The sequence below is a fragment of the Massilia yuzhufengensis genome (assembly GCF_900112225.1).
In the GTDB taxonomy this organism is placed as follows: Bacteria; Pseudomonadota; Gammaproteobacteria; order Burkholderiales; family Burkholderiaceae_D; genus Telluria; species Telluria yuzhufengensis.
In genome coordinates this window covers 326,933-344,359 of the sequence record NZ_FOLD01000002.1, presented here as the reverse complement: position 1 = coordinate 344,359, position 17,427 = coordinate 326,933, and the positions used below count along the sequence as shown (strand labels likewise).

General features: G+C 64.4%; 22 protein-coding genes. 15 read left to right on the top strand and 7 right to left on the bottom strand.

Annotation, left to right across the window (positions count from 1 at the left end):
* The first annotated feature begins 211 nt into the window (after window positions 1–211).
* Window positions 212–940 carry a Crp/Fnr family transcriptional regulator gene (locus BM031_RS03535; RefSeq protein ID WP_091871147.1) on the top strand — a complete coding sequence of 243 codons (729 nt, stop codon included), beginning with the start codon at window positions 212–214 and terminating at the stop codon, window positions 938–940.
* Between the two features lie 250 nt (window positions 941–1,190).
* Here BM031_RS03535 and BM031_RS03530 read toward each other — a convergent pair whose 3' ends face one another.
* From BM031_RS03530 to BM031_RS03520, 3 genes are all read right to left on the bottom strand, one after another.
* Window positions 1,191–1,412, bottom strand: coding sequence for a YMGG-like glycine zipper-containing protein (locus BM031_RS03530; RefSeq protein ID WP_091871144.1), 222 nt, complete (start codon window positions 1,410–1,412; stop codon window positions 1,191–1,193).
* 19 nt (window positions 1,413–1,431) lie between these two features.
* On the bottom strand, window positions 1,432–1,674 hold the full coding sequence (locus BM031_RS03525; RefSeq protein WP_370660033.1) for a BON domain-containing protein: 243 nt from the start codon (window positions 1,672–1,674) through the stop codon (window positions 1,432–1,434).
* Between the two features lie 179 nt (window positions 1,675–1,853).
* On the bottom strand, window positions 1,854–3,932 hold the full coding sequence (locus tag BM031_RS03520; RefSeq protein WP_229408484.1) for an AsmA family protein: 2,079 nt from the start codon (window positions 3,930–3,932) through the stop codon (window positions 1,854–1,856).
* Between the two features lie 181 nt (window positions 3,933–4,113).
* Here BM031_RS03520 and BM031_RS03515 point away from each other — a divergent pair, with 181 nt between their 5' ends.
* The 7 genes from BM031_RS03515 (at window position 4,114) to BM031_RS26425 (ending at window position 7,924) form a co-directional block, all read left to right on the top strand.
* The gene (locus BM031_RS03515; protein ID WP_229408477.1) at window positions 4,114–4,503 is read left to right on the top strand and encodes a DUF4398 domain-containing protein; all 390 of its coding nucleotides are present in this window, start codon (window positions 4,114–4,116) and stop codon (window positions 4,501–4,503) included.
* 64 nt (window positions 4,504–4,567) lie between these two features.
* Complete coding sequence (locus BM031_RS03510; protein WP_091871133.1) at window positions 4,568–5,509, top strand: OmpA family protein; 942 nt, start codon at window positions 4,568–4,570, stop codon at window positions 5,507–5,509.
* Window positions 5,510–5,540: 31 nt separating this feature from the next.
* Window positions 5,541–6,074 carry a ferritin-like domain-containing protein gene (locus tag BM031_RS03505; RefSeq protein WP_091871130.1) on the top strand — a complete coding sequence of 178 codons (534 nt, stop codon included), beginning with the start codon at window positions 5,541–5,543 and terminating at the stop codon, window positions 6,072–6,074.
* Window positions 6,075–6,143: 69 nt separating this feature from the next.
* Window positions 6,144–6,497 carry an ElaB/YgaM/YqjD family protein gene (locus tag BM031_RS03500; RefSeq protein ID WP_091871127.1) on the top strand — a complete coding sequence of 118 codons (354 nt, stop codon included), beginning with the start codon at window positions 6,144–6,146 and terminating at the stop codon, window positions 6,495–6,497.
* An 18-nt stretch (window positions 6,498–6,515) separates the two neighbouring features.
* Window positions 6,516–6,902 (top strand): phage holin family protein, encoded by a 387-nt coding sequence (locus BM031_RS03495; protein ID WP_229408475.1) that lies wholly within the window; start codon window positions 6,516–6,518, stop codon window positions 6,900–6,902.
* Between the two features lie 23 nt (window positions 6,903–6,925).
* Window positions 6,926–7,306 (top strand): hypothetical protein, encoded by a 381-nt coding sequence (locus tag BM031_RS03490; protein ID WP_091871125.1) that lies wholly within the window; start codon window positions 6,926–6,928, stop codon window positions 7,304–7,306.
* 174 nt (window positions 7,307–7,480) lie between these two features.
* Entirely contained in the window at window positions 7,481–7,924 is a 444-nt protein-coding gene (locus tag BM031_RS26425; protein WP_091871122.1) for an REP-associated tyrosine transposase, read from the top strand.
* 84 nt (window positions 7,925–8,008) lie between these two features.
* On the opposite strand, the gene BM031_RS03480 is transcribed toward BM031_RS26425, so the two are convergent.
* The gene (locus BM031_RS03480; RefSeq protein WP_091871260.1) at window positions 8,009–8,365 is read right to left on the bottom strand and encodes a hypothetical protein; all 357 of its coding nucleotides are present in this window, start codon (window positions 8,363–8,365) and stop codon (window positions 8,009–8,011) included.
* A 187-nt stretch (window positions 8,366–8,552) separates the two neighbouring features.
* Complete coding sequence (locus BM031_RS03475) at window positions 8,553–9,011, bottom strand: outer membrane lipoprotein (protein WP_091871120.1); 459 nt, start codon at window positions 9,009–9,011, stop codon at window positions 8,553–8,555.
* 216 nt (window positions 9,012–9,227) lie between these two features.
* Here BM031_RS03475 and BM031_RS03470 point away from each other — a divergent pair, with 216 nt between their 5' ends.
* The 3 genes from BM031_RS03470 (at window position 9,228) to BM031_RS03460 (ending at window position 11,486) form a co-directional block, all read left to right on the top strand.
* A complete protein-coding gene (locus BM031_RS03470; RefSeq protein WP_091871117.1) occupies window positions 9,228–9,776 on the top strand; it encodes a hypothetical protein in 549 nt (182 codons plus the stop codon).
* A gap of 93 nt (window positions 9,777–9,869) precedes the next feature.
* Window positions 9,870–10,184, top strand: a complete 315-nt coding sequence (locus BM031_RS03465; protein ID WP_091871114.1) for a BON domain-containing protein — start codon at window positions 9,870–9,872, stop codon at window positions 10,182–10,184.
* 45 nt (window positions 10,185–10,229) lie between these two features.
* The gene (locus tag BM031_RS03460; protein WP_091871111.1) at window positions 10,230–11,486 is read left to right on the top strand and encodes an AI-2E family transporter; all 1,257 of its coding nucleotides are present in this window, start codon (window positions 10,230–10,232) and stop codon (window positions 11,484–11,486) included.
* A 216-nt stretch (window positions 11,487–11,702) separates the two neighbouring features.
* Here the strand turns inward: BM031_RS03460 and BM031_RS03455 are convergent, their stop codons facing one another.
* Window positions 11,703–12,656 (bottom strand): YihY/virulence factor BrkB family protein, encoded by a 954-nt coding sequence (locus tag BM031_RS03455; protein WP_091871110.1) that lies wholly within the window; start codon window positions 12,654–12,656, stop codon window positions 11,703–11,705.
* A 121-nt stretch (window positions 12,657–12,777) separates the two neighbouring features.
* A complete protein-coding gene (locus tag BM031_RS03450) occupies window positions 12,778–13,806 on the bottom strand; it encodes an OmpA family protein (protein WP_091871107.1) in 1,029 nt (342 codons plus the stop codon).
* A 400-nt stretch (window positions 13,807–14,206) separates the two neighbouring features.
* Here BM031_RS03450 and BM031_RS03445 point away from each other — a divergent pair, with 400 nt between their 5' ends.
* The 4 genes from BM031_RS03445 to BM031_RS03430 all read left to right on the top strand — a co-directional run bounded on the left by BM031_RS03445 (window position 14,207) and on the right by BM031_RS03430 (window position 17,320).
* Window positions 14,207–14,818, top strand: coding sequence for a winged helix-turn-helix domain-containing protein (locus BM031_RS03445; RefSeq protein ID WP_091871104.1), 612 nt, complete (start codon window positions 14,207–14,209; stop codon window positions 14,816–14,818).
* Window positions 14,819–15,026: 208 nt separating this feature from the next.
* Window positions 15,027–15,794 carry a glutathione peroxidase gene (locus BM031_RS03440; RefSeq protein WP_091871102.1) on the top strand — a complete coding sequence of 256 codons (768 nt, stop codon included), beginning with the start codon at window positions 15,027–15,029 and terminating at the stop codon, window positions 15,792–15,794.
* Window positions 15,794–16,681, top strand: coding sequence for a M90 family metallopeptidase (locus tag BM031_RS03435; protein WP_091871099.1), 888 nt, complete (start codon window positions 15,794–15,796; stop codon window positions 16,679–16,681). The genes BM031_RS03440 and BM031_RS03435 overlap by 1 nt, the downstream gene beginning before the upstream one ends.
* Window positions 16,682–16,765: 84 nt before the next feature.
* The gene (locus BM031_RS03430; RefSeq protein ID WP_091871098.1) at window positions 16,766–17,320 is read left to right on the top strand and encodes a hypothetical protein; all 555 of its coding nucleotides are present in this window, start codon (window positions 16,766–16,768) and stop codon (window positions 17,318–17,320) included.
* Window positions 17,321–17,427 lie beyond the last annotated feature (107 nt).

Below are 17,427 nucleotides of genomic sequence, written 5' to 3'. Positions count from 1 at the left end.
GTCGGGCCCGGAACGCATTTTTTCGGCGTTGCTGCAGGCAGCCTGTTCGATGACAGATTGTCCTCAGGAACAACAAGCGGTTCCGTGCGTCACCGTACATACTCGCTCTCATAGGGGCGGTTACGCTGGTCTAAATTGTTTGCAAATGTATCTTTCAATGTCCAACGCGTTTCCAGACGGTTGAGCCATGCAGTCCCAACCCGAGAATCCAATGAATTTTGCCGCACCGCCGCCGATTGCCGAACACAACAGCAACCTGCTGCTCGCCGCACTGCCGCCCCGGGAGCTGGCGCAGGTCTTGCCCCTACTCGATCCAGTTACCGTCCAGCTCGGTGACGTGCTATGCGATGCGGGCGACCCGCTGCGCTACATCTATTTTCCCCACGATTGCCTGATTTCGCTGATGGGCGTGGCCGAAGGGCGCATGACGCTCGAGGTCGGCCTGGTCGGGCGTGAAGGCATGGTCGGCGCCACGGTGGCGTTGGGCCACGACACCACCCAGGTGCGCGCCATCGTGCAGCGGGCGGGCAGTGCAAGCCGCATGGACAGCAGCCAGTTCCGCAACGAAGTGGCGCGCAATCCGGCGCTGCAACGGGTGCTCTATCGCTACACCGACACCCAGCTGGCGCAGGCGATCCAGATCGCCGTCTGCAGCCGCTTCCACGTGCTCGAGGCACGGCTGGCGCGCTCGCTGCTGATCACGCGCGACCGCCTGCAATCCGACAAATTCCACCTGACGCACGAATTCCTGGCCCACGCCCTTGGCGTACGCCGCGTCGGCGTGACCAAGGCCGCCAGCGCCCTGCAGCAGCAGGGCCTGATCATCTACAGCCGCGGCAACATCGAGATCCTCGACCCCGAGGGCCTGGCCGCCGCATCCTGCACCTGCTACGAGATCGTCCGAGAAGCCGGCGGCCAGCCGCTGCAAGGCGTGATGTAACCACCACTTCGCACTTCGGGGTCAGGTCTGACATTTGGACACGAGCTCGGCCTTAGCCTGCTCGGCTCCCCATCGATGCTGCAAGTTATCGGGTACATCGACGCTTTAACTTCAACAACAATGGGCCGGATGCGTGCGCGGCGGGCTCCTACAGCTGTGGCCGTGTCCAAATGTCAGACCTGACCCCGAAGTTGATAGACGTAAAAAAAGCCCGGCGGGGCCGGGCTTGTTCACATCTGCGTGCTATCGATTAGTTGGTCTTGTTGACCTGGTTACCGATGACGCCGCCCACGGCTGCGCCACCCACGGTGCCGACTGCGCTGCCGCCGGTCAGGACGCCGCCGACCACTGCACCGGCGCCAGCGCCGATCGCGGTGTTCTTGTCTTGCTGCGACATGCCTGCGCAGCCGGTCAGGCCGAGGGCCAGGGTTGCCAGCGATGCGGTCACTACCAGGTTTTTGATCGTTTTCATATGAATCTCCTTGGGTGGGTTATTTCAAGCGCAAATCGTTCTTCACGGATTTCACGCCCTTAACGGTCCGGGCAACCGACGCCGCGGCCGCCACGCTGTCCGCCGAGCCGACATAGCCGCTCAGCTGCACTACTCCTTGCTCGGTCTCGACGTTGATCTCGGCTACCTTCAGCGTGGATTCACGCAAGATGGCGGCCTTGACGCCGGCGGTGATGGTAGCGTCGTCCACATATTGCGCCACCGGTCCACCGTTGCCCGACATTGCGCATCCTGTGACCTGGCCGAGGGCCAGTACTGCCACGAGGGCAGCGGTACATCTCACAAGCTTCATTTCGCAGCAATGTTCGTCGAGTCCATGGAACCAGAATATTGTTTCCCTATGATCTGATCTGTTCGACAACTCACAGTGCCGCGTAATTTCCGCATAAACATTTTTTCTCCTCAGCGGCGCTGGGTCTTGCCCGGCGGCGGGGCGCTTGGCTTCTCGCGTGCCTGGGCCAGCAGGCGGCCGCAGTCGCTGTTCTCGCCAGGCCCGGTATTAATCAGCGGGATCAAGGCCGCAAGCGGCGCCGCCGCGGCCAGGGCGATGGCGCCTCCAGCCTTCATGGCCAGCACGCCCTTGTCCACCGACACGTCCGGATTGCTGAACGGGCCGCGCACATACAGCGGCGAACGCAGCGAGAACAGGCGCAGCGCCTTGGTTTGCGGGTTGATGCGCAAGTCCATCTGCTCGTCGGCCAGGTTGATGGCGCCTTCGACGGTGATGATGGCTTCCGCCGTATCGACGACGAAACTGCGGGTGCGCGCGATGCCGTTGATGACCGCGAAGTCGGTGGCCATGCAATTGAGCTGCACTTGCTTGTCGCCGAACAGCTTGGTGACGATGATGTTGCCCACGTTCAGGCCCATCATTTCCAGCAGCATCTTGCTCACTTGCCCCTGGTTGATCAGCGTCTTGAGTTCGCCATTTGAGCCGGCCAGCAGGCTCGCCACCGAATTGCCCTGCGCCGTCAGGTTGGCGTCGCCATTGATGCTGCCGACCGTCGCCTGCAGCTGCTCGATTTTCGGGAACAGCTTCTTGATCTCGATCTTGCGCGCCGTGACCTTGGCCTGGGCCTTGATCGCCTTCGGCCCTTCGCGCCCGCGCCCGTCGAGGCGGATGTTGGAGCGCACCGTGCCGCCCGCCATCGCGAATTCCAGCGGTTCCAGGTTCAACACCGCGTTCTCCATTTTCAGGTGGGTCGACAGCTTGCTGATCGGAAAGGCGGTGTCGCGGATGATGCGGTCGGCCGAGTAGCGCACATCCGCGTCGAGCTTGTTCCAGCGCTCGGTCTTGAATTCCTCGACCGGCAGCACCTTGCCGCTAGGCTGCAGAGTATCGGCATTGCGCTCCTTCTTGGCGGCATTCGAGTCGGCGCCGATCAGCGGCGCCAGGTCGGTGAACACCAACTGCTGCGAGCGGACATTGCCGGACAGCTTGGGACGTGGCTTGCCGGTGACGTACTCCAGTCGCCCGCCGATGTCGCTCGAGCCGACCTTGCCCTTGAAGCCGTCGTACACCCAGCGGCTCTGCTCCTCGCCCAGGGTGCCGGTCAGGCGCCCCGAGGTGGAGAAGGCGCCCGTGGTCGGCAGCACGACGCCGGTGAAGTAATACAGCTGGTCCATGCTGGCCCCGGCCAGGGTCAGCTTGAGGTCGATCGCGGCCAGCTTCGAGGGCCGCGTGACCGTGCCCTCCACGGCGATCCGGGTTTTGCCCGAGCGCATGTCCGCCTGCACGGGGTAGGGCGTGCTCTGCTGCTTGAGCGAGAGCACCGCGCCGGCCTTGCCGCCGCCGGTGACCTTGGCGCCGTTATAGGTGCCGTCCAGGGTCCAGCCGACGCCGTAGCGGGGATTGTTGTCGAGCGTGTGCACCAGCGCCGTGACGTCGGCCTTGGTGACTGCGTCCTTGACATGCACCACGCCCTCGGTCAGGACCACGCGTTCGAGGTCGAGGTTCCAGCGCGACGGCTGTTCGTTGCGCTTGAAGGTCCAGTTGTTGTGCGTGGCGTCGGTGCGCAGCAGGTCGACGCGCGGGCCGTCGAAGCGCAGCAGCGGGATGCCGATGGTGCGGTGGAGCAGGCCGAACGGGTTCAGCGAAAAGGAGAACTGGCGCACGCTCGCCATGTCGTTGACGGGCAGGCCGGCCGGGTTGCCGACGTGGACGTCGTTGGCGATCAGGTGCGGCCAGGGAATATGGTCGCGCCAGCTGCGTTCGGCCGGCGCCATGGTCTTGGCCGGGCGTACCCATTCGACCTGCAGGTTGCCGCGGATGGCGAACGGGCGGTCGATGGCGTCGCTGACCTTGGCATTGATCCAGGGGCGCGCCCGGTTCCAGTCGAAGGTGAGGATGATCACGACGGCGATCACCGGGATGGCGATGAGGATGCCGATGATGCTCAGGATGATTTTCTTGCGGCGCGCCGGGTGACGGCCTTGCGCCGCCGGCGATGGGGTCTCGGCCATGGCGGTCCTTTTTTTCATGGTTGTCTCAGCTGGTGTCCCAGCTTAGCGCAAAGCCCGTCGCCATCAATGTGCGGTGCCTAACGCTCTTCCATTGAGCGGACCGGCCTGGACGAACAATGTGCGGCACCGAACCGAAGGCGGACGATAACAGGTTTATAACGTTACCAAGGACATTTCCTCATCAATAGGAGAAACAGCGATGGACCAACAACACCCGATGACCCAGCTTGTGCGCGCAACCGCAGCCGCTGCAGTACTGGTGCTGGCTGGCTGCGCCAGCCCGCAGAAGGCACCTGCCACCGCCGACGTGGCAGTGTCGCGCAATGCGGTGGAGAACGCGGTCTCGGCCGGCGCCGCCGAGCTGGCCCCGGCAGAAATCAATATGGCCCGCGAAAAAATGATGCGCGCCAACCAGGCACTGGCCGCCAAGGATTACAAGCTGGCGCGTGAGCTGGCGATCCAGGCCCAGGCCGACGCCAAGCTGGCCCAGAGCAAGGCCGGTTCGGCCAAGGCGACCGCCGCCTCGAACGCGCTGGACGAAGACCTGCGCGTGCTGCGCCAGGAAGTCGACCGCGCCAACACCCAGTAAGCGCGCTGGTACCACGACCCCCGAATGCCGCAGCCCGCGGCGCCAAGAAAAAAAGGACACGAACATGAAAACACGTTCCATGATGTCGCTGCTGGCCGCCGCCGTGCTCGCCACAGCCTGCGCAACCGCACCGATGAGCACCCCGACCCTGGACCAGGCCCGCGCCGATTTCGTCGCCGCCAATAACAATCCACAGGTCTCGCAGTACGCACCGCTTGAATTCAAGCAGGCCAGCGACGCCCTCGACCAGGCCAACGCCGCCGCCGCCCGCCGCGAAGCGCTGGCCGACGTCGACCGCCTGGCCTACGTGGCCAAGCAGCGCATCGCCACCGCGACCGAAGTGGCGCGCACCAAGGCGGCCGAAGCGAACATCGCCGACGCATCGCGCCAGCGCGACGCCGTGCGCCTGGAAGCGCGCACCGCCGAGGCCGACCGCGCCAAGCGCGACGCCGAAGCCGCCCAGGCCGCCGCCGCCCAGGCCCAGATGCAGGCCCAGTCGGCCCAGCAGCAAGCCCAGGCTGCGCAGCAGCAGACCGCCGCCGTCCAGGAACAGAACGCCGCCCTGGTGCAGCGCGCCGCCATGCTCGAAGCGATCCTGGTCGAGCTGCAGGCCGTGAAGACCGAGCGTGGCTACGTGGTGACGATCGGCGACGTGCTGTTCGCCACCAACCAGGCCAACCTGACCCCGAACGGGATGTCGACCTTGCGCAAACTGGCCGACGTGATGGCCCAGAACCCGAACCGCACCGTGCTGGTCGAAGGGTTTACGGACAGTACCGGCAGCTCGTCGCACAACCAGGAACTGTCGCAGCGCCGCGCCGAATCGGTGGCATCGGCACTGGGCCAGATGGGCGTGCCGCGTGACCGCATCGCCATGAAGGCCTATGGCGAAGCCTTCCCGGTGGCCGCCAACGATACTGCGGGCAATCGCCAGCTCAACCGCCGTGTCGAGATCGTGCTGTCGAACGAAAACGCGCAGATCCCGCCGCGCGCCGCAGCACGCTGAGCCGGCTAAATACGAAACACGAGGAATCATCATGGAAGAAACAAAAAACCTGGCACATGGCTTCGACATCGCGGCGATCCGCCGCGCTGCGGCCAACCTGGATGACGGCGCCGTCACCGAGGGCTACCAGGCCGATCGCGACGCAGTCATCGCCATGCTCAACGATGCGCTGGCCACGGAGCTGCTGTGCGTCCTGCGCTACAAGCGGCACTACTACACGGTGAGCGGACCGAACACCGGCCACATCAAGGCCGAGTTCCTCGAGCATGCCCAGCAGGAGCAGGACCATGCCGACCGCATCGCCGAGCGCATCGTGCAGCTCAACGGTTCGCCCAACTTCAACCCGGCCACGCTCACCGCGCGCAGCCATGCGGAGTACGACGATTCCGACGACGTGCAGGCGATGATCCGGGCCGACCTGATCGCCGAGCGCGTGGCGATCGAATCCTATCGCCAAATGATCCTCGCCATCGGCGACAAGGATCCGACCACCCGCGCGATGTTGGTCGACATCATGGCGGTCGAAGAAGAGCATGCCGACGACATGAGCGACCTGCTGGCCTGAGCCGCACCCACCGGCCGCGAGGCCGTGCTTGAATTTCTTTAACAATCATTCATCACAACGGAGTAGATCATGCTAGACACCACCCGCAGCAACGTGAAAGCCCAGGCCCACGCCCAGCAGTTCGACAGCAACCTGGCGGACGCCCAGTCGGACGTCAAGTCGCTGGTGCGCGACGCCCAGTCGATGCTGACCGCTGCCGGCGCCCTCACCGGCGAGAAGGCCGACGAGCTGCGCAACCGCGGCATGGAAATGCTCGACCGCGCGCTGGGCCGCGCCGGCCGCTACCAGGGTCAAGCCCTCGAAAAGGGCAAGGAACTGGCACACGATGCCGATGTCTATGTGAAGGACAACCCATGGCGCACGGTGGCGGTTGCCGCCGGCGTTGGCGTGCTGCTCGGCGTCCTCCTGAGCCGTAAGCAATAAGCGCCTCCGGGGACCACCATGCAGAAAGACGACCCCGTCATGCATAACCCCGGCCTCATGGGCGGGATCTCCAGTCTGATGAAAAGCGTGTTCGGCCTGCTCGTGTCACGGGTGGAACTCGCTTCGCTTGAACTGGCCGAGGTGCGCAACCACGTCATCGAACTGGTCGCCATCTTCGGCGCGGCACTGCTGGCTATCTGGTTCGCCATCGCCTACGGCACCGCCACCATCGTGGCGCTGGCCTGGGACGACATGGGCTGGAAGATCCTGCTGATCCTGTTCGTCGTCTTCCTCATCATCACGGGCGTGCTGGTCGCCAAGGGCCTAGCGCTGATCAAGCAGGGCAAGCTTGCCTTGCCGGCGACGATGAAGGAACTGAAGAACGACCGCGACATGCTGCTGTGAGCGGCGACACGAAGGAGGGGAATATGCACAACCATGATGAAAAAACCGGTCTCGCAGGCCACAAGCACAGCACCGATCCGGACGCACGCAAGAAGGAGCTCCTGCGCGAAGGCGAATACTTCCGCAGCGGCGTGGCGCACGCCAAGGCGCAGATACGCCACGGTGCGCGTCCCGACGTGATCCTGCACGGCGCACTCGACCACGCCACCTCGGCACTGCGCGTGCGCGCCGACGCGCTGCTGCGGCCGACGGGCACCAATGTCTCGGCGCTCATGCCTTACGGTATGGCGGCACTGAACTTCATCCGCCAGCGCCGCATGGGCAAACAGGCCGGCGCCGCCGCGATCCTGCTGGGCGTGGTTGGATGGTACGTGCACAAGCGCCGTGCGCAGCAAATGAACTGAACGGCGACACCAAAATAATCGCTGGCTGAATATGGTGGGGCTTGAGCGGCGTTGCAATCCTCGATTGCACGCCGTTTTTTTCTTTAGTGCTCACCTCCTTAGGGTGGGCGGGGTCTCCCGCCCACGCGTTCAAGCTGGCTCTGATCGGACGCATAACGCGCTTTTGGCGTAGCCCTGACATCGTTCAATGCTCTGCTACCGCCGCTCCGATGCAGGAGCGTCCTGTTCGACCTGGAGGCGATGGTACTGATGCCAGGCCACTTGCACTGCATCTGGACCTTCCCCTACAGGGACGCAAATTTCTCATCGCGCTGGTTGCAAATAAAGCACCGCGCCTCCCAACCATGCCGCGAGTTGTATCTAATGGCCCAGTCTGCGTCTCGACAGCGTCAACGCTCGGCGCCGATCTGGCAGCGTCGCTATTGGGAACACCAGATTCGGGACGAGCGCGACATGGAGAGGCACATGGATGACATCCATTTCAATCCGGTCAAACATCGCCTGGTGCAAGCGGCGTCTGCGTGGCCCTATTCGACGTTTGGCCGATTGGTGCGGGAAGGAATCTATCCTGTTGATTGGGGTGGCAACCCCGTGTGCGACAGGATGGAGTGCAAATAGCTCGCGGCAATGCACTCGTAGTTGAACGCGTGGGCGGAAGATCCGCCCACGCTACCACGGCAGGCCTGTAGCAAGCGTCTGGGATCAGGGTGTTTGCCCTTGTCCATCCACCATGGCCTTGGCCTGCGCCATGTCGCGCGTATACACCGCGCGCGCTTCCGACAGGCAGGCGTTGCGTTCGGCCGCCGGTGCGCGCTTGCACGCGTTGCGGGCTTCCTGCAATGCGGCGCCGATTTCCTTGTGCAGGGTTTTCAGCTTGGCCTGGGGTGTCGCGTCTTCGCGGTACCAGCGCGAGGGATCGCCCTGGGCAATTTCGCGGGCCTGCTGTTTGGCGGCGACAGGATCGACCACGGCATCGCTGTTGGTCTGGGCGTGGGCGAGCAGGGTGCTGCCCAGCAGGAAGGCGCAGGCGCCGCGCATTACGGTTGAAGAAATTCGCATGGTGTCCTCCGGCATTCAGGTCGGCAGTGGCGTGATCTGGCATGCCGCCGCGGGTGAGCCGGGCAAGGCGTTCAGCCAGCAGGTGTGGCTGGGGCCCTGCGGCGCGAAGCGCGGGCAGGGCCCCAGCTGCCGGACTGCGAACAAAGGCGAGCCTTCCGCCATGTCTTCGCGGGTCCGGATACGGCGATCAATAGCGGTAGACGCGGCCGTCGACGATGCGAACGCGGTTGCCCACGCGCAAGTCATACACGCTGTCCTGGGACACGGCACGGTACTCGCCGTTATCCATGCGCACGTTGATCTGGTACTGCTCCTGGCCACCTTCATTGCGGTTACGCTCGACGTTGTTGCCGATCGCCGCACCGGCCACGCCGCCTGCGACGGTGGCTGCCGTGCGGCCGCTGCCGCTGCCGACCTGGCTACCGGCCAGTGCGCCGACCACGCCGCCCAGGATCGCGCCGGCGCCACTGGTACGGTTGGCGCCCTGCGTGACCTGGATCGACTCGATCGTGCCATAGCCCATCGACACATTGTTATAGCCACTGTTGTAGCCATTGTTGTACGGCTGCGAAGACGTGCTCGCACAGCCGGTGAGGAGGGCGGTGGTCGCCAGTACAGCAGCAGCAAGGGTACGGGTTGCTTTCATGTTGTTCTCCTGACAAAAGTATGGCTCCAGCTTAGTCACTGCCGCGCAAGGGGTCTGTGCGTTGCCTAACCGTCCTTGCCTGGCAAACTGAATCGTGGGGGTCATCGAAATACGGATGAGTTGTTGCATCGACGTTGATGTGTTCGGCACCGAACAGATAGCGCGGCTCGTGACGTGTAAAACGTCTCTTGCGTGTTGACAAATGGAGAATAAAAAATGAAAAGAACCCATGTATTCCTGCTCGTTGGCGCCGCGCTCGTCTGGGCAGGCCCCGGTCGTGCCCAGGCAATGCCGGACGCAAAAGCAAGCTTCGAAGCCGCCAAGGCCAATGCCGAAGCCAGTTTCAAGTCGGCCCGTGCCCGCTGCGACCTGATCGCCGGTAATCCGCACGACTTGTGCATGGCCGAAGCCAAGGCAGCCCGGGTACGCACCGAGGAAGAAGCCGAAGCCGCGTACAAGAACACGCTGTCGGCCTATACCCAGGCCCGCATGCGCATCGCCTCGGCCAATTATGACCGCGACAAGGTGCGCTGCGCGGCGGTCACCGGCAACCCTCGCGACGTCTGCCTGGAGCAGGCCAAGGCGACCCTGGTCGCCGCGCAGGCCGATGCCAAGGCCGACCGCAAGAGCATCGAGGCGCGCCTCGATGCGCGCGAAGACAAGCTGGCCGCCGAATACCGCGTCGCCATCGAGAAATGCGACGCCTACGCAGGCGCCGTCAAGGACCAGTGCGTCAGCGCTGCCAAGACGGCCTTCCGTAAATGATTTGCGGGCCGGCGTGCCGGTACCGCCCACCTGCCCGCACTGGGCTTTGTTTTAGTAGTTTGTTCATCCACAGTTTTTAACCAAGGAGCTATCATGAAAATCGCACAACGCATCGTTACCGCCGCCTTCACCGCTGTCGTCGCCCTCACCGCCGTCGGCTGCGCATCGACCTCGAACCGCGAAAGCGCCGGCGAGTACGTCGACGACGCTGTGATCACCACCAAAGTGAAAGCCGCCTTCGCTGCCGATCCAACCGTCAAGGCCACCGAAATCAACGTCGAAACCTTCAAGGGCGACGTCCAGCTGTCGGGCTTCGTGGCCCAGCCTGGCGACGCACAGCGGGCGGTGGACATCGCGCGCGGCGTGAAAGGTGTAACCTCGGTAAAGAACGACATCCGCGTCAAGTAATCCCCTGTGCCGGGGCGGCCCGGCTCCCTTGTCAAGGTACGATCCATGCAGCTTGCACCACCTGAACCGGCCCATCCTGCGACCGTACCCGACATTGCCGCCCCGGTGGCGCCGGTCTCTCCCGAGCCCGGCGTCGAGCCCGGCCCTGCAGGCGACGAGCTCACGATGCACGTGGGCGGCCTGCGGCTGCCGATCCACGTCAACGCACGCGGCCTGTCGCTCGGCATCCTCACCACCATCGCCTGCGTGTTCGCCCTCCAGTGGGCCCAGAAATTCTTCGTGCCGCTCCTGCTCGGCATCTTTATCGCCTATACCCTCAATCCGGTCGTGCGCTGGCTCGAACGCTGGCACATCCGCCGCGTCGTCGGCGCGACCCTCGTTACCGTACTGATCCTCGGCGCGATGGGCGGCACCCTGTACCGCTTGCAGGACGAATTCTTCAACATCATCGACGAACTGCCCGCGCTCACGCACAAGGTCACCAAGATCCTGACCAGCAGCAGCGGCGAACGCTCGACCATCCAGCAAGTGCAGGCCGCCGCCGCCGAGATCGAGCGCGCCGCCTCCAATGCAGGCGGCGGCGACCAGCGCCGCGCGATCCAGAAGCGCACCCAGAGCGTGCCTCCGGTCCCCGCGGCCGGCGGTGCGTCCAGCATCCGCGTCATGGACTGGGTGGTGGTCGGCTCGGTGGGCCTGGCGACCTTCCTGTCGCAGGCCACCATGGTGATCTTCCTCGTGTTCTTCCTGCTGCTGGCGGGCGACACCTTCAAGCGCAAGCTGGTCAAGCTGACCGGCCCTTCGCTCACGCGCAAGAAGGTGACGGTGCACATCCTGGACGACATCAACAACGCGATCCAGAACTACATGTTCATGCTGCTGGTTACCAACGTGATCCTGGCGCTGCTCACCTGGGCGGCGCTGCGCGCCATCGGCCTGGAGAACGCCGGCGCCTGGGCCGCGTTTGCCGGCGTGGCCCACGTCATTCCCTATTTCGGTCCGCTCCTGATCACGATCGCCACCGGTGCGGTGGCCTTCTTCCAGTTCGAATCGCTGCGCATGGTGATCCTGGTGGCCGGCGCCTCGCTCGGCATCGCCACCCTGGTCGGCATGGTCGTCACCACCTGGATGACCGGCAAGATCGCCAAGATGAACCCGGCGGCCGTGTTCGTGAGCCTGCTGTTCTGGGGCTGGCTGTGGGGGATGTGGGGCTTGCTGCTGGGCGTGCCCGTGGTGGTGGTGCTGAAGGTGGTGGCCGAGCGGGTGGAGGGGATGGAAGTGCTGGCGGAACTGCTGGGCGAGTAAGCGGACCTGCGCACGAGCTCTTTGCTTTACCTGGAATGTAGCTCGTGAAACGGATTCTCCCCTATATCAGCGTTGGGCTCACCCCTGAGATCATCGAACGAAACTTGTCGAAGCAGCGACCACGTTCGGCCAAGAGCGGACAGTGGTGTGATCACGGCAGATTTTACTGTGCGCCTACATTGAACACGTGGGCGGGAAGACCCGCCCACCCTACGATTACACGGCCCGGCCATCCTTCCAGGTAGCCATCGGCGCCTCCGCCGGCTCATCCTTTTTCTTGTCACCCGTTTCTTCCTTCGGCTTGTGCTTCAGGCTGCCCAGTTTGAGCGCGTACTGGCGCGCGAACTCGGCTCCGAGGAAGAAGATCTGCGCCGAGTAATACACCCACAGCAGCAGCGCGATCAGCGAGCCGGCCGCACCGAAGCTGTCGGCCGCGCCGCTATTGCCGATGTACAGGCCGATCAGGAATTTGCCCAGGGTGAACATGGCCGCGGTGCCGAGGGCGCCGATGGTCACGTCGCGCCAGGACAGCTTGATGCGCGGCAGCAGTTTGTAGATCACCCCGAACAGCGTGGCGATGACCAGGAAGCTGATGGCCCAGGCGACCCAGCCCATCACGACCGCGGCTTCTTTCCACATGCCGCCGATATACTTCTCGACGACGGCCAGTGCGGCGCTCACGACGAGCGAGATCATCAGCAGGAAGCCCAGCACCAGGATCAGCCCGAAAGAAAGCAGGCGGGTGCGCACGATGTCCCAGAAGCTGCTGTCCTTGGGCGGCGGCACGTCCCAGATTTCGTCCAGGCTGTCCTTGAGTTCGGCGAACACGCTGGTGGCGCCGATGAGCAGCAGCACCGAGGCGACGATGGTCGCGAACATGCCGTCTTCCTTGTCGCGCGCACCGGCCAGGATGGCCTGGATGGTTTCTGCCCCCTGGGCGCCGACCAGGCCGCGCAACTCATTGAGCAGCTGGCCCTGCGCCGCCTCGGGCCCGTAGAAGAAGCCGGCAATGGCGATCACCAGCACCAGGATCGGCGCCATCGAAAACAGGGTGTAGAAAGCAAGCGCCGCGCCCTTGCTGGAGGCGCGGTGCTCGAGCCATTCTGTCACGGCACAACGCATCACGCGGACCAGTTCGCGCGAATACGGCACCCATTTCTTACCATCCATGTTCTATTCTCCAAATTAATAAGGGGGCCGAAGCCCCCATAGTGCACCCGCCTCGCCTTTGGCGGCGGCACGCTGCTACCCGCCTGCGCGTGGCAGGGCAGCAGCGGCAGGCCGGGCCGGCTTACTGGACGCGTTTCTCGACGGTGATCTGCTCGACCTCGACGCGGCGGTTCGGTTCCAGGCAATCGATCAGGGCCTTGCGGTTCTTCTCGGTGCACTGGACCAGCGGATTGGATTCGCCCTTGCCGTAGGCCTTCAGGCGGTTGCCGTCGACACCCTTGCTGACCAGGTAGTCGCGCACGGCGTTGGCGCGGCGCTCGGACAGTTTCAAGTTGTATTTTTCGGAACCCAGGCGGTCGGTGTGGCCGGTGATGTCGACGTCGGTGATGCTGGTGTCGGCCATCAGGGCGGCAGCGATTTCATCGAGCTTTGGCGACGGCATGATGATGTCCGATTTATCAAACTCGAACAGCTTGGTCGCTTCCAGGGTGACTTTCTCGAAACGTGCCGGCGGCGGCGGCGGGGCGACCGGGGCTGGCGCCGGAGCCGGGGCTTCGACCACCGGGGCCGGGGCCGGCGCTGGTGCGGCTGCCACTGGCGGCGGGTTGAACGCGTAGTTCAGGCCGAGGGTCAGGTATTTGTTGTTGCTGCGGCGGAAGCCGAACTGTTCGTGGTCGCGCAGGAAGCCGCGCACGCTGCGCAGGTCGGCCTGGAACGACCATTGCGGGGTGAGCGATGCCTGGAAGCCGATGCCGGCGGTGAGGTAAGGGGAATTCTTGCCCACGTTGCGCAGTGGGTTTTGCACCTTGTCGCGCTCGAGGCCCAGGCCCACGAGGACGAACGGACGGAAGCGCTCGCGCGAGAACATCAGCAGGGCATCGGCGCCCAGCAGGGTCTGGCGGTAGCGGGCTGGGCCATCTTCGAAACGGACCTGGCTGGCGCCGAACTGGATGTCCCACATTGGCGACACGGCCTTGCCGAATTTCAGGCCGCCGCCCCAGTCGCGGTCATTCACGCCGAAGTCTCCATCCGGCTTCGCGACAATCACGTTCGGCTGGATATACCACGATGGGTTGACTTCTTGGGCCATGGTGGTACCAGCCGAGCACAGGATGGCGACGGCCAGGGCGATCTTCTTCGAATTATTCACAGGTAACTCCCATAAGGTGAAGGGTTGTTGACATCGCATGCCTTGACACAGATGTTGGATAAAGAATAACAGTGCAAGTTCCACGGTCTCGGTGCGGTACCGCACTCTCTGGACTGGCCTGTGCAATTTTACAACAGTGGTGAAAAAGCCACATTCAGCGCCGGAGAACCGGTGGCACCTTGTTTTTTTGATCACAACTTTCTGGCTACCCGGAAAGGCAAGCGGGTTTGTCAAAAGTGCCTGCAGGAATGTTCTCGAATGTTGGATGGCGCACAGACCGTGAGGGCTGACGCAGGCAATCTTGAGGCCAGTTAAGCGGAACCCGAAGTGTTGTCAGGGTGTCAAACGACACACAGCGACCCGGACCACACAGTCTCTCTCAATTTTGGAGCTCACCAATATGCATGCAACGACCCATCACAACGCGGTGCAAGGCGGCGACATCGGCGCAGTGCACACTTCCAGCAACTCTGCGCTGATCGAACGCGTTCCGCCGCAACCAACCGAGCGGGCACCCATTTCGCTGGCACCGATCGAGCGCGTGCGGTCGACGTCCGCCACCCAGCGCCGGATCGAAAACATGCAGAAGCTCATCAACGAGCTCTCCACCCACGAGATGCTGGCTGACGAAATCGCCTGGTTCCTCAAGTTCTCGCCATCGGGCGCCCGCAAGTACATCCGCGACCTGCGTGAAGCCGGCGTCATCGAACTGGCCCGCTACATCGAAGGCACCGCCACCTACCTGGGCAAGGCCGTGTACCAGATCTGCCCCGACCAGGACCGCGTCAAGGCCTTCCTGGCAGCGATCTGCCAGCCGAAGCGCGAAGGCGCCGCCCCACGCAAGGAGCGTCCGGGCCTGCGTGAGCAGAACATGGCAGGCAGCGGCCGTCACTTCCACATCCTGGCCGACGATACCCACTATGCGATCCGCGTGAACCGCAGCCCGGTCGCCCGCGACCCGCTGGTCGCCGCGCTGTTTGGCCCAGCCCCAGGCCAGCCAGCAGGCAAATAACGCGCCCTAGTGCGCCCCCGTCCTGCCGCGGAAGAGACCCGTGGCAGTGCCGGCCAGACGATCGCTGTCGTCATTCAGCCGCGCCTTGTGCGCGGTTTTGTTTTTCAAGCGAACAATTATTTAGCCACCGCGCGTTGAAATCCCGTCAAGTGTCCTTACCTCCGTCCCAACGCGGCGCAGGCTGCCGCTCCCAGGAAAGGACGACCCGATGACATCCAGCACCACCATCCCGAGCGCCGACTCGCTGCAGGGCCGGCCGGTCCCGAATGTGACCTTCAAGGCGCGCCCCGGCGACGCATGGCAGGACCTGAGCACCGACGAGCTGTTCAAGGGCAAGACCGTGGTCGTGTTCTCGCTGCCGGGCGCCTTCACGCCCACTTGTTCGTCGACCCACCTGCCGCGCTACAACGAGCTGGCGCCCGTGCTGCGCGCAAACGGTGTCGACGACATCCTGTGCATCTCGGTGAACGACGCGTTCGTCATGAACCAGTGGAAGGCTGGGCAGGACGCGGGCAACGTCACCGTGATCCCGGACGGAAACGGCGACTTTACCGAAGGGATGGGCATGCTGGTCGACAAGCGCGACCTCGGTTTCGGCAAGCGCTCGTGGCGCTACTCGATGCTGGTCAAAGACGGCGTGATCGACAAAATCTTCATCGAACCGCAGCGCGAAGGGGACCCATTCGAGGTCTCGGACGCCGATACGATGCTGAGCTATATCAACCCGGACGCAAAGATTCCCGAGCCGGTCGTCATGTTCTCGCGCCCCGGCTGCCCGCATTGTGCGCGCGCCAAGGCAGCATTGAGCGACAATGGCATCGTCTTCACGGACATTTCGGAAGACCAGAAAATCACGACCGGCGTGCTGCGTGGCCTGACCGGCCAGCTGACCTGGCCGCAGGTCTTCATCGGCGGCAAGCTGATCGGCGGCGCCGACGACGTGATGGCATTCGTTTCATCGAACCAGGGACGCTAATGGAAGGCATCATCGCCGGCCTGCTGGCGGCCGGACTGCTGGGCGCCTGGATGTGGCCCAGGTGGCGGCTGCGGCGCGCGCTCGCGCGTCCGCTGCCCGCGCCCCTGCGCGCCATCCTCGACCGCAACGTGGTCCAGTTCAAGGGCATGACCCCGGCCCACCGCCAGCGCCTGCAGCGCCTGGTCCAGCAATTCCTGCACGAAAAAGCCTTCGTTGGCTGCGCCGGCCTGGAAATCACCGACGAGATGCGCGTGACCATCGCCGGCCAGGCCTGCCTGCTGGTGCTGGGGCGCGCCGGCGACGCCAATCCGGCCTCGCTGTACCCGTCGCTGCACGCGGTGCTCGTGTATCCAGGCGCCTTCCTGGTGCCGCGGCGCGAAGTCGACGCGGCCGGCGTCGTCACCGAGCAGCGCCAGGACCTGCTGGGCGAATCCTGGGGCGACGGCCGGGTAATCCTGTCGTGGGACCACGTGCGGCGCGCCGGTATCGACGAGCCGCCCAGCCATAACGTCGTCCTGCACGAGTTCGCCCACCAGCTCGACAGCGAGTCCGGCAGCACCAATGGCGCGCCCTACCTCGGCAGCACCGAGCGCTACCGCAGCTGGTCCGAAGTGCTCTCGCGCGACTTCGCCAACTTGCAGCGCGACGCCATGTGGGGTCAGCGGGGCGTGCTCGACCATTACGGCGCCAGCAGCCCGGCCGAGTTCTTCGCGGTGGCCACCGAAAGCTTCTTCGAGCAGCCCTGGGAGCTGGCCGCGCGCCACCCGGACCTGTTCGGCGAGTTCCAGAAGTATTTCCGGCTCGACCCGCGCGCCTGGATGCCCGAACCGGCGCCCGCGGCCGACGACTTCCACGACGCGAACGTGGTGTACGGGCAATGGCGGTAAGGTGAACGGACTGCGTGCGTCCGCGTACAGAGCACGATGCGCGGCGCGGGCATAGTTGAGTTACAACGATCAGGAGAAATCGCTATGTCCACCATTATTGCAGGGCGTTTCCAGCTTCAGGACGACGTCGACCGCGCCCGCGCCGCCCTTGAAGCCGCCGGCTTCGACGCCAGCCGGATCAGCGGCTTTTACCTCACCCAGCCGGGCCAGCACGACCAGACCCCGATCGGTGGCGACCACCTCCAGTCGCCCGGCGCCAAGGAAACGCCGGAAGGCGTGGTCAAGGGTGTCGCCACCGGCGGCGCCGTCGGCATGGCGATCGGCGCGGCCACCTCGCCGGTCACCGGCCCGCTGGGCCCGATCGTCGGCGGCCTGGTCGGCGGCCACGTCGGCTCGCTGTTCAGCTTTTCCAAGATGAAGGACCGGGGCGAGTCGGAAGAGGGCGGCGAGAACCGCGTGCCGCCGCGCGAAGCGGGCATGCTGGTGGCGGTCGCGTTCGACGATGCCGGCCTGGCCGAGCGTGCGGTCGACGTGCTGCGCCAGCTCGGCGCCCACCACATCGAGCAGGCACAGGGCAATATCGTCGGTGGCGACTGGGCCGACTTCGACCCCGCCAGCCGGCCCCAGCTCATCGCCTGAGTACATGGGCACGCTTGATCTGCCTCAATAGGTTGCTCAGGCCGCTTCCCTACACTGGGTAGTTCGCGCCCCGGGAGTCCTCCCACGGGCGCGGATAACCATGTTCA

Bases quoted from the DNA above. Each gene is read 5' to 3' on its own strand.
- BM031_RS03535 (WP_091871147.1), top strand. From the start codon at position 212: ATGAATTTTGCCGCACCGCCGCCGATTGCCGAACACAACAGCAACCTG.
- BM031_RS03530 (WP_091871144.1), bottom strand. From the start codon at position 1,412: ATGAAAACGATCAAAAACCTGGTAGTGACCGCATCGCTGGCAACCCTG.
- BM031_RS03525 (WP_370660033.1), bottom strand. From the start codon at position 1,674: ATGTCGGGCAACGGTGGACCGGTGGCGCAATATGTGGACGACGCTACC.
- BM031_RS03520 (WP_229408484.1), bottom strand. From the start codon at position 3,932: ATGAAAAAAAGGACCGCCATGGCCGAGACCCCATCGCCGGCGGCGCAA.
- BM031_RS03515 (WP_229408477.1), top strand. From the start codon at position 4,114: ATGGACCAACAACACCCGATGACCCAGCTTGTGCGCGCAACCGCAGCC.
- BM031_RS03510 (WP_091871133.1), top strand. From the start codon at position 4,568: ATGAAAACACGTTCCATGATGTCGCTGCTGGCCGCCGCCGTGCTCGCC.
- BM031_RS03505 (WP_091871130.1), top strand. From the start codon at position 5,541: ATGGAAGAAACAAAAAACCTGGCACATGGCTTCGACATCGCGGCGATC.
- BM031_RS03500 (WP_091871127.1), top strand. From the start codon at position 6,144: ATGCTAGACACCACCCGCAGCAACGTGAAAGCCCAGGCCCACGCCCAG.
- BM031_RS03495 (WP_229408475.1), top strand. From the start codon at position 6,516: ATGCAGAAAGACGACCCCGTCATGCATAACCCCGGCCTCATGGGCGGG.
- BM031_RS03490 (WP_091871125.1), top strand. From the start codon at position 6,926: ATGCACAACCATGATGAAAAAACCGGTCTCGCAGGCCACAAGCACAGC.
- BM031_RS03480 (WP_091871260.1), bottom strand. From the start codon at position 8,365: ATGCGAATTTCTTCAACCGTAATGCGCGGCGCCTGCGCCTTCCTGCTG.
- BM031_RS03475 (WP_091871120.1), bottom strand. From the start codon at position 9,011: ATGAAAGCAACCCGTACCCTTGCTGCTGCTGTACTGGCGACCACCGCC.
- BM031_RS03470 (WP_091871117.1), top strand. From the start codon at position 9,228: ATGAAAAGAACCCATGTATTCCTGCTCGTTGGCGCCGCGCTCGTCTGG.
- BM031_RS03465 (WP_091871114.1), top strand. From the start codon at position 9,870: ATGAAAATCGCACAACGCATCGTTACCGCCGCCTTCACCGCTGTCGTC.
- BM031_RS03460 (WP_091871111.1), top strand. From the start codon at position 10,230: ATGCAGCTTGCACCACCTGAACCGGCCCATCCTGCGACCGTACCCGAC.
- BM031_RS03455 (WP_091871110.1), bottom strand. From the start codon at position 12,656: ATGGATGGTAAGAAATGGGTGCCGTATTCGCGCGAACTGGTCCGCGTG.
- BM031_RS03445 (WP_091871104.1), top strand. From the start codon at position 14,207: ATGCATGCAACGACCCATCACAACGCGGTGCAAGGCGGCGACATCGGC.
- BM031_RS03440 (WP_091871102.1), top strand. From the start codon at position 15,027: ATGACATCCAGCACCACCATCCCGAGCGCCGACTCGCTGCAGGGCCGG.
- BM031_RS03435 (WP_091871099.1), top strand. From the start codon at position 15,794: ATGGAAGGCATCATCGCCGGCCTGCTGGCGGCCGGACTGCTGGGCGCC.
- BM031_RS03430 (WP_091871098.1), top strand. From the start codon at position 16,766: ATGTCCACCATTATTGCAGGGCGTTTCCAGCTTCAGGACGACGTCGAC.